Consider the following 10,117-nt stretch of genomic DNA (forward strand, 5'->3'; position numbering starts at 1 on the left):
GGAGAATTCTAGTTTTTTTTATCCTTTAAAGTAAATACTAACGATATTAATTTGGAAGAGGTGGCCATTTTGACAGGTACGCAGGATATGATTGTCGTTTTAGACTTTGGAAGTCAATATAATCAGTTAATAACGCGCCGTATACGTGAGTTTGGCGTGTATAGTGAACTGCATCCACATACGATTACTGCTGATGAAATTAGAAAAATGAATCCAAGGGGTATCATCTTTTCTGGTGGCCCTAATAGCGTCTATGATGAAAATTCATTTCGATGTGATGAAGAAATTTTTGAAATGGGTTTGCCGATTTTAGGAATTTGTTATGGCATGCAGCTAATGACCGTTCACTTTAATGGGAAGGTTGAAAAGGCTCAGAACCGTGAGTATGGTAAGGCTGTCATGAATATCCAACATCAAACTAAACTATTCCAGGACATGCCTGAAGAGCAAGTGGTTTGGATGAGTCATGGTGATTTGGTAGTGGAAGCACCAGAGGGGTTTACGGTTGATGGAACAAATCCATCTTGTCCTATCTCCGCGATGAGCGATGAGGACCGCGGCCTTTATGCTGTTCAATTTCATCCAGAAGTCCGCCACTCTGTGTACGGAAATCAGCTGCTTAAGAATTTTGTTTTTAATGTCTGTGACTGTAAAGGCGACTGGTCGATGGGGAACTTTATTGAAGTCGAAATGGCCAAGATTCGTGAGCAGGTTGGCGATAAAAAAGTTCTTTGTGCCCTTAGCGGTGGAGTAGACTCATCAGTTGTTGCTGTGCTGATTCATAAAGCGATCGGTGATCAATTAACCTGTATATTTGTCGACCATGGCCTGCTGCGTAAAAATGAAGCGGATAGTGTTATGAAGACTTTTGCTGATGGCTTCCATATGAATGTCATTAAAGTCGATGCAAAAGAACGTTTTATGTCAAAATTAGAAGGCGTCTCTGATCCAGAGAAAAAACGCAAAATCATTGGCAATGAGTTTATTTATGTTTTTGATGACGAAGCGACAAAACTTGAGGGAATTGAGTTTTTAGCGCAAGGTACGCTATATACCGATATTATTGAAAGTGGAACAGCTACAGCACAAACAATAAAATCCCATCACAATGTTGGCGGATTGCCAGAGGACATGCAATTTACTTTGATTGAGCCATTGAATACCTTATTTAAAGATGAAGTCCGTGCTTTAGGAACAGAACTTGGAATTCCAGATGACATTGTCTGGAGACAGCCATTCCCTGGACCAGGACTTGGCATTCGTGTCCTAGGGGCGATTTCTGAAGATAAACTTGAAATTGTCCGAGATTCAGACTGGATTCTGCGTGAGGAAATTAAGAAGGCTGGGCTTGATCGCGAGATTTGGCAATACTTTACGGTACTTCCTGACATCCGCAGTGTAGGTGTTATGGGCGATGCGCGCACATATGATTATACAATTGGAATCCGTGCTGTTACTTCCATTGATGGGATGACATCTGATTGGGCACGTATTCCATGGGATGTACTTGAGATCATTTCTACGCGGATTGTAAATGAAGTTTCGCATGTTAACCGAGTTGTATATGACATAACTAGTAAACCGCCTGCAACCATTGAGTGGGAATAAGCGGTAGATACCTTAAAAGCGAACGATTTTTAAATTTATTTAAAAATTGTTCGCTTTTTATATTTACAAAAAGAAAAAAGCTTGGTAAACTGATGAGGAATTAAATAATTTGTCGATTTTACTCGTATAATATTGGGAATATGGCCCAAAAGTTTCTACCGAGCCACCGTTAAATGGCTTGACTACGAGGCAGTGTGTAAACGGAGGTTTAGCCCTCTATTTATTTACATTTGCCCAAGTCAAGCGTTCCGGTAAAAATCGGAGCGTTTTTTGTTTTTATAAAAGGAAGATCATTAGGGGGAAAACCGATGCAAAAGTATTTTATGTTTAAGGAATTAGGAACGAATTATCGCCGTGAAACGATTGGCGGGATAACCACCTTCTTGGCAATGGCGTATATATTAGTGGTCAACCCACTGACTTTGACACTAGCAAGTGTACCGGATTTTCCAGACGCACTTCGAATGGATTATGGATCAGTATTTGTAGCGACTGCATTAGCAGCAGCAATTGGATCGATTGTGATGGGATTGCTCGGTAAGTATCCACTTGCCTTAGCACCTGGTATGGGATTGAATGCTTTCTTTGCTTATTCGGTGGTGTTAGGAAGCGGAATTCCTTGGCAGCATGCTTTAGGAGCAGTATTCATTTCTGGTGTATTTTTCTTTTTATTAACACTAACAGGTTTACGTGAGAAATTAATCAATGCCATTCCAATCGAGCTAAAGCATGCGGTTGGTGCTGGTATTGGCTTATACATTACCTTTATTGGATTACAGAGTGCTGGTATTGTAGTAAACAATGATGCGACGCTAGTTGGATTAGGTGATTTGTCAGCTGGACCAACGTTACTAGCTATTTTTGGGATTATTGTGACAGTTATCCTGATGACTAGAGGAATTAACGGAGCAGTATTTTTCGGAATGATTATTACTGTTATCGTAGGAATGATTTTTAACTTAATTGACACACCAGAGAAAATTGTCGATACCGTTCCAAGTATCGCACCTACATTTGGAGCTGCGTTTTCTTCTTTAACAGATAGTTCGTTTTACTCAATGGCAATGCTTGGGGTTATTTTAACTCTTTTGTTTGTAGACTTCTTTGATAATGCTGGGACACTTGTCGCAGTGGCAAACCAAGCAGGAATGATTAAAGACAATAAATTGCCACGAGCAGGCAGAGCATTAATTGCTGACTCAGTTGCAACAACGGTTGGTGCCGTTCTTGGTACATCAACAACAACATCCTATATTGAGTCTTCTGCAGGGGTTGCTGCAGGAGCAAGAACTGGATTTGCATCACTTGTAACAGCGGCATTGTTCCTATTATCATTATTTTTCTTCCCGTTATTATCAGTCGTTACTGCAGCAGTAACAGCACCTGCATTAATTATCGTTGGAGCATTGATGGTTTCATCTTTAGGGAAGATTGAATGGACTAAGTTTGAAATTGCTGTACCGGCATTCTTAACCATGATTGCGATGCCATTGACATACAGTATTGCTACCGGGATTGCAATTGGCTTTATCTTCTACCCAATTACAATGCTTATCAAAGGACGCAAAAAAGAGATCCATCCGATTATGTACTTCTTCTTTGTCATTTTCGTTCTATACTTCATTTTCTTATAATCAGGATTAAGGGATCTGTGAATTTCACAGGTCCTTTTGTGTGCGTGAATCATTTCACGAAACATTCTTATTTTTCACAATAAATTTACAAAATTTCCATTATACTTCTGTATGATAAGAAGTATAAGAAGATGAATGGAACGGAGCGTGTTAACGGTGAACATACTAAGCGTTCAGGAATTGAAAAAAAGTTTTGGAAAATTTGACGCAGTAAAGGGGGTGTCTTTTTCGATTGAAAAAGGAGAGTCTTTTAGTTTGCTTGGTCCAAATGGTGCCGGAAAATCTACGATTATTAATATGATAACCGGTCTGTTTCCTCCTAGTTCAGGTGAGATCCAAATAAACGGTATTGATGTCATCAAAAATGCAAAACAAGCTCAAAAAATAATTGGGGTAGTGCCACAGGAAATAGCTCTCTATGAGACGTTATCAGCTAAAGAAAATTTGAAGTTTTGGGGAAGAATGTATGATTTATCTGGAAAAGAACTCGAAAAATCAGTTGATGGGGTTCTCGAAATTATCGGCTTAACCGATCGGGCTAAGGATAAGGTTAGTACCTTTTCAGGCGGGATGAAGCGGCGGGTAAATATTGGCGCTGCGATCTTACACCAACCAGAGGTCTTAATCATGGATGAACCTACAGTCGGAATCGATCCACAGTCAAGAAATCATATTTTAGAGACGGTAAAAAGGTTAAATAATGAGGGAATGACGATTATTTATACCAGCCATTATATGGAGGAGGTTGAATACCTTTGTGAACGGATAGGTATCATCGACCATGGAGAATTAATTGCTTGTGGTACTTTAAAGGAATTGAGGGAAACGATTGGCGATCGCTCAAGAATTGTACTGACTCTTGATAGAGGAACGTCAGTGGATATTTTAAATGTAGGTAAAGGGAAATTCCCTGAAAAGGACATTCAACTACAAGACAATAAACTGATGCTCTTCCATAAAGAGCCACAGCTTATTTTAAGTGATTTGATTCAGTTGGTGACAAACTCCGGAACAAGGGTGACTTCTGTAGAAATTATCGAGCCTAACTTAGAAAGTGTGTTCTTGCATTTAACCGGACGTAGCTTGAGAGATTAGGGGGGTGATGAGATGACTTTCTGGTGGCTGGCGTGGAAGGATTTATTGATTATCATTCGTGACAAAAAAGCGCTTTTAACCTTGATTGCAATGCCGCTTTTGTTAATCTCCATTTTGGGGGCAGCCTTTGGTGATATAATGGGAGGCGAAGAAGATGTCACAATAAAAAAATTCGATCTCGGAATTGTTAATTTAGATAAAGGGCCGTTAGGTGGAATCTTATCTGATGAGGTTTTTAACAAGGAATTATCGGACCAAATAAAAGTTACCTATTATCAAGAGAAGGACTTAGTAGAAAAAATAAATAACCATAAACTTTCGATAGGAATTGTGATTGACGAAGATTTTACCGAAACAGTAACTACTGGAAAGGAAGCAAAGGTAAAAGTTTACACCGTACCTGATCCAGGTATTAAATCGATAATCGTTACCACTGTAATTGAACAATTTGCTCAAATGATTCCACTTGAAGCCATGGCAAACGGTGCTCAGCCTGTACAAGGTGAGATTCAAGAAACCTCCTCCTCTGATGAACTCAACCAATCTCTTCTCCAGGAAACAACAGTCAATCCAGATACCGAAACGGTAGGATCTTTTCAATATTATGCTGCGGCAATGGGGGTCATGTTTTTATTAATGACAGCTGTTCAAGGTGTTTCAACAATGATTCTTGAAAAAGAACAAGAAGTATACAAGCGCCTGCTGCTGTCAAACTTAACGTACTTAGAATATCTTTTAGGAAAAATGCTTGGTTTATTCATTATTTGCCTCACACAAGCCTTTTTCATTATACTCGGCACAAAGCTCCTTTTCGGAGTCGACTGGGGAAAATCTGTGGCAGGTATTATCATCATGACTTTTGCTTTTGTTGTAAGTACCTGTGGTCTTGGTGTATTAGCGGGGTCTTTTTTTAAAACAGAAAAAGCCTTTGGTGTTGCAGGAATGTTAGGAACACAAATATTTGCAGCATTAGGCGGAAGTATGGTTCCTATCTATGTTTTACCGGATGCGTTTGTAGCGGCGGCAAAAGTATTGCCAAATAGCCTTGCATTGCAAACCTATTTAGACCTAATGACCGGGTCATCTTTAGTGGATATAATCCCTGCCATTAGCAGTGCAATTGCTTTAGGAGGAATCTTTTTTGTGCTTGGCTTAATCCGCCTTTCCAGTGAGAGGAGGAGAAAATATGCGTAAAATCATAACGATTTCATGGCTGCATCTAAAGGAATTTTTCAAAACCCCGGGAGCATGGGTTCTAATGTTTATTCTGCCTATCTTATTTAGCTGGATATTTGGCGGGCTGCAAGTGGAATCGGAACAAAATAAACCAGTTGTCAATGTTGTTGTTAATGACGGGAATAGTACGAATGAAACTTTCGAGCTGTTAAAGAAGAACAATGATTATAAATGGAAAAAGGTGACTTTGCAAAAGGCTAAAAGTAATGTATCAGAGCAGGAAGTCATTGCAGCGGTGGTAATCCCAATCGATATCGAAAAAAGAATAGAAGATAAAAAACCGGTATTGGATATCATCCTCCGCAGTAAAAATGAAGGTTATCTTGCTTTGGAGCAGTATCTGCAGGGAAGTGCAAGTTTACTTATTCGCTCCTATCAAGCAGCCGAAATGATGGATGCTAATGCATTACCGGAAGTACTGGAAGCAGTTCTAATGAGTAAGGGTGCTCAAGTTGAGGTGCTTACAGTCCAAAAGGACGGAAGTAACATGGTAAACGTTAACCTAATGTTTGTTGGGTTTACGATGATGTTCATGATGTTTGGCCTTTCTGGTGCAGCATCAACGATCCTTGATGAACGAAGAGGCGGGACATGGGAGAGGTTGATGATTACCCCGGCTAGCAGGTCTCAAATAGTAGCAGGATATACCCTTTCTTATTTTCTGATGGGGTGGATTCAGTTGCTGGCATTAATGACAGCAATGAATCTAATGTTCGACACCAGCTGGGGTAAGATAAGCTATATCATTCCCTTTGCCTCGTTGGTTATCTTATGTGTGGTTGGCTTTGGTCTGATGATTGCAGGGATGGTCAAAACAAAGCAGCAAGCTACAGCCATAAGTGCCGTTTTAATTGTCAGTACCTGTATGCTTGGAGGTGTATATTGGCCTATCGAGGTTGTCCCAGAGTTTATGCAAAAAATTGCTTTAGCCGTACCTCAAAGCTGGGCGATGTCAGGATTCAAAGAAATTATTAGCGGCAGTCTCCATTTTGCTACACTTCTAAAGGATTCCGCGATGCTGCTAGGGTTTTCAATGTTCTTTTTCTTTATTGGGATTAGAGGCATGCGATCCAAATAGATTATGTCGAATGTTGACGTTGACTTCTCATTTTGTCTCTTATAACATGGAATTACTGAGTGATGGGACGAAATGGGGAAGGAATTATGGCAAATCTGCGAGTGGATAAGGTGCTAAACAACAATGTTTTGATAGCTGAACATCCTTCCTACGTAGAAGTCGTTTTAATTGGGAAAGGAATTGGTTTCAATCGGAAACCTGGAGATTCTATTGAAACGGAATCGGTTGAAAAACTTTTTGTTTTGAAAAATGAGAAGGAGCAGCAGAATTATATTAAATTACTGCCTTTTATTGACGATGAATTACAAGAAGTAATTATTTCTGCTATTAGCCTAATCATGCAAAGGACAAATACATTACTAGATGAACATATTCATGTTGCTTTGACAGACCATTTAATGTTTACGATCACTAGAATTTCAAATGGTATGGAGGTTAGTAATCCATTTTTGATCGAAACGAAAACTCTTTATCGACATGAATATGAAATAGCGAAAGAAGTCGTTGAGTTAATTAGCGAAAAAATAGGGATTCTACTTCCAGTTGGTGAAATTGGATTTATTGCTTTGCATATTCATAGTGCCATGACGAGTAGGGAATTGTCAGAGGTAAATCAACATTCACAGCTTGTTAGCAGGCTGGTGAAAATGGTCGAAGAGCAATTTGATATTGTCATTGATAAGGAAGGCATTGATTATATGAGGCTTGTCCGCCACCTGCGTTTTACCATTGAGAGGGTCGCTAAAGGGGAAAAAGTAGAGGAGCCAGAAAAAATATCTTTACTATTGAAACAAGAATATCCCATATGCTATAATCTCTCATGGAAGCTCATTAAGGTAATGCAACAAACCTTAAAATTGAAAGTATTTGATGCGGAAGCAGTGTATTTAACCATGCATTTGCAGCGAATACAGAAAAAATTTAAATAGTTATTATTTTTTACGTGTTACTGATTCGATCAGGCATGAGTGAAAAGTATAATTGAAACCGAGAAATTGGGGTAATCTATACCCATAGTCTCTCATTCAATTGAACTTTTACTCATGCCTTTTTTGTGTTTCAAATGAAAACGCTTAATGAGCAATAAAAATAATTGGAGGTATGATTTATGTTTAAAAATGCTTTTGGTGTCTTACAAAAAGTTGGTAAAGCATTAATGCTGCCGGTAGCGTTATTGCCGGCTGCGGGAATATTGCTTGCTTTAGGAGCTGCTCTATTAAACCCAGCTCTATTAGATTTAGCGCCATTTTTAGATAACAGCACAGTTAAAATAATTGCTTCTGTTATGCAAAATGCCGGTAATATTATTTTTGGAAACTTACCGCTCTTGTTTGCGGTGGGTGTAGCTGTAGGATTAGCTGGCGGTGAAGGAACTGCGGGTCTGGCGGCTATTATCGGATACCTAGTTATGAATGTAACGATGGGGACAGTACTGGGGATTACTCCAGAAGATGTTAATGGCATTAGCTATGCGAACGTATTGGGAATTCCAACACTGCAAACTGGTGTGTTCGGAGGAATAATCGTCGGTATACTAGCTGCGTCGATGTACAATAAGTTTTATGAAATTGAATTACCATCCTATTTAGGATTCTTCGCTGGAAAACGATTTGTACCAATTATTACTGCAGCATCTGCGCTTGTTTTAGGGTTATTGATGATATTCATTTGGCCGCCAATTCAAAATGGTCTAAATGCATTTTCACAAAACATGGTACATGCAAACTTAACGATATCTGCTTTTATTTTCGGAGTCATTGAAAGATCATTAATTCCATTTGGATTACACCATATTTTCTATTCGCCATTCTGGTATGAATTTGGGGAATATGCTACAAAGGCAGGAGAAGTAGTTCGTGGAGATCAACGTATCTTTATGGCACAAATCACAGATAATGTTCAAAATCTAACGGCTGGAACGTTTATGACAGGTAAATTCCCATTCATGATGTTTGGTTTACCAGCAGCTGCATTAGCAATTTATCATGAAGCAAAACCTGAAAAGAAGGTTTTTGTGGGGGGATTAATGGCTTCAGCTGCCCTAACATCTTTCTTAACAGGTATCACTGAGCCAATCGAATTCTCATTTTTATTTGTAGCACCAATATTATTCGGTATCCACGCAATCTTTGCTGGATTCTCGTTTATGGTAATGCACTTGTTAGATGTAAAAATCGGGATGACTTTCTCAGGTGGCTTAATTGACTATATCTTATTTGGATTAATTAACCCGCAAACCAATGCTTGGATTGTTATTCCTGTAGGTCTAGTCTTTGCGGTTGTTTATTACTTTGGCTTCCGATTTGCGATCCGAAAATTTAATTTAAAAACGCCTGGTCGTGAATTAGAGGAAGAAGAAAATCAAGCGCCAACTAGAAAAGCAGGCTCAGCTGATCTAGCAACTAATATTCTGGATGCGATGGGTGGTAAGGAGAATATCGCTCATTTGGATGCATGTATTACACGCCTTCGTGTTTCTGTTAAGGATAGTAAAGATGTTGATAAGGATCAGTTGAAAAGACTGGGAGCAGCTGGTGTTTTAGAAGTTGGAAACAGCATTCAAGCAATCTTTGGACCACGCTCCGAAACGATTAAGGGCCAAATGAAAGATATAATGGAAGGTAAAAAACCTCGTACGGCGGTAAAGGCACCTGAAGAAGGTGTAGAACAGCAAATTGAAGAAATTAATCCTGAAGCACTTCAAAATGCTCGTCAAACAGAGGACGAAGGATTTATGGCTCCTCTTAAAGGAGAATTAAAACCAATCACTGAAGTTCCTGACCAAGTATTTGCAGGAAAAATGATGGGTGACGGCTTTGCAATCGTTCCATCAGAAGGAACCATTGTATCACCTGTTAATGGAAAAATCGTAAACCTATTCCCGACTAAGCATGCGATTGGTATCCTTTCTGATACTGGTCGAGAAATTCTTATACATGTGGGAATTGACACTGTTAACCTGAAGGGTCAAGGATTTGAAACGTTAGTTTCAGAAAATGACATAGTCGAACAAGGTCAGCCATTACTAAAAGTTGATCTAGACTATATTAAGGAACATGCAACTTCTACAATTACACCAATTGTCTTTACGAATTTAGCTGAAGGCGAAAAGGTTGTTATTTTGAAAGAAGGACAAGTGGACTTAAAACAAGAAGGAATTATTAAAATCACAAAATAATGCGGAAAGCCGGCCTTAGTAAAATGGGGCCGGCTTTTTAAATAATAGTTTTTTATATAATAGGAAGAAAACAATCAACCATAATTTAATTTTAATATTTAGTTGACGATATTAATTAATGATGTTATTATATTTTAGCAGTCGTTAATGACGAGTTAACAACACGTTGATATAAAAAAGTTTTAAAAAAGTGTTGACGACGCGTTAACGAAATGATATAGTAATAGAGTTGCTTCTGGCGGAGACGTCGCGAAGCGGAATATTGATCCTTGAAAACTAAACAAACAA

At 38.9% G+C, this 10,117-nt stretch carries 7 protein-coding genes and 1 riboswitch; all 7 genes read left to right on the top strand.

Going from position 1 to position 10,117, the window contains the following annotated elements:
- Positions 1-87: 87 nt before the first annotated feature.
- On the top strand, positions 88-1,608 hold the full coding sequence (gene guaA / locus V7124_RS22495; RefSeq protein ID WP_335493689.1) for a glutamine-hydrolyzing GMP synthase: 1,521 nt from the start codon (positions 88-90) through the stop codon (positions 1,606-1,608).
- 102 nt (positions 1,609-1,710) lie between these two features.
- Positions 1,711-1,813, top strand: a riboswitch (purine riboswitch).
- Positions 1,814-1,916: 103 nt separating this feature from the next.
- Positions 1,917-3,242, top strand: coding sequence for an NCS2 family permease (locus tag V7124_RS22500; RefSeq protein ID WP_335410149.1), 1,326 nt, complete (start codon positions 1,917-1,919; stop codon positions 3,240-3,242).
- A gap of 162 nt (positions 3,243-3,404) precedes the next feature.
- The gene (locus V7124_RS22505; protein ID WP_335493691.1) at positions 3,405-4,337 is read left to right on the top strand and encodes an ABC transporter ATP-binding protein; all 933 of its coding nucleotides are present in this window, start codon (positions 3,405-3,407) and stop codon (positions 4,335-4,337) included.
- Between the two features lie 12 nt (positions 4,338-4,349).
- A complete protein-coding gene (locus V7124_RS22510; RefSeq protein ID WP_335493679.1) occupies positions 4,350-5,531 on the top strand; it encodes an ABC transporter permease in 1,182 nt (393 codons plus the stop codon).
- Positions 5,524-6,651: an ABC transporter permease gene (locus V7124_RS22515; RefSeq protein WP_335493682.1), complete on the top strand. Its 1,128-nt coding sequence runs from the start codon at positions 5,524-5,526 to the stop codon at positions 6,649-6,651. Before V7124_RS22510 ends, V7124_RS22515 begins: the two co-directional genes overlap by 8 nt.
- An 86-nt stretch (positions 6,652-6,737) precedes the next feature.
- Positions 6,738-7,580 carry a glucose PTS transporter transcription antiterminator GlcT gene (glcT, locus tag V7124_RS22520; protein WP_335410156.1) on the top strand — a complete coding sequence of 281 codons (843 nt, stop codon included), beginning with the start codon at positions 6,738-6,740 and terminating at the stop codon, positions 7,578-7,580.
- A 179-nt stretch (positions 7,581-7,759) separates the two neighbouring features.
- On the top strand, positions 7,760-9,829 hold the full coding sequence (gene ptsG, locus V7124_RS22525; protein ID WP_335493684.1) for a glucose-specific PTS transporter subunit IIBC: 2,070 nt from the start codon (positions 7,760-7,762) through the stop codon (positions 9,827-9,829).
- Positions 9,830-10,117 lie beyond the last annotated feature (288 nt).

It is taken from the genome of Neobacillus niacini (assembly GCF_036961885.1).
GTDB classification, from domain to species: domain Bacteria; phylum Bacillota; class Bacilli; order Bacillales; family Cytobacillaceae; genus Neobacillus; species Neobacillus niacini_H.

What these genes read in the sequence shown, in the direction of transcription:
- guaA (WP_335493689.1), top strand. Translation starts at nt 88, where the DNA reads ATGATTGTCGTTTTAGACTTTGGAAGTCAATATAATCAGTTAATAACG.
- V7124_RS22500 (WP_335410149.1), top strand. Translation starts at nt 1,917, where the DNA reads ATGCAAAAGTATTTTATGTTTAAGGAATTAGGAACGAATTATCGCCGT.
- V7124_RS22510 (WP_335493679.1), top strand. Translation starts at nt 4,350, where the DNA reads ATGACTTTCTGGTGGCTGGCGTGGAAGGATTTATTGATTATCATTCGT.
- V7124_RS22515 (WP_335493682.1), top strand. Translation starts at nt 5,524, where the DNA reads ATGCGTAAAATCATAACGATTTCATGGCTGCATCTAAAGGAATTTTTC.
- glcT (WP_335410156.1), top strand. Translation starts at nt 6,738, where the DNA reads ATGGCAAATCTGCGAGTGGATAAGGTGCTAAACAACAATGTTTTGATA.
- ptsG (WP_335493684.1), top strand. Translation starts at nt 7,760, where the DNA reads ATGTTTAAAAATGCTTTTGGTGTCTTACAAAAAGTTGGTAAAGCATTA.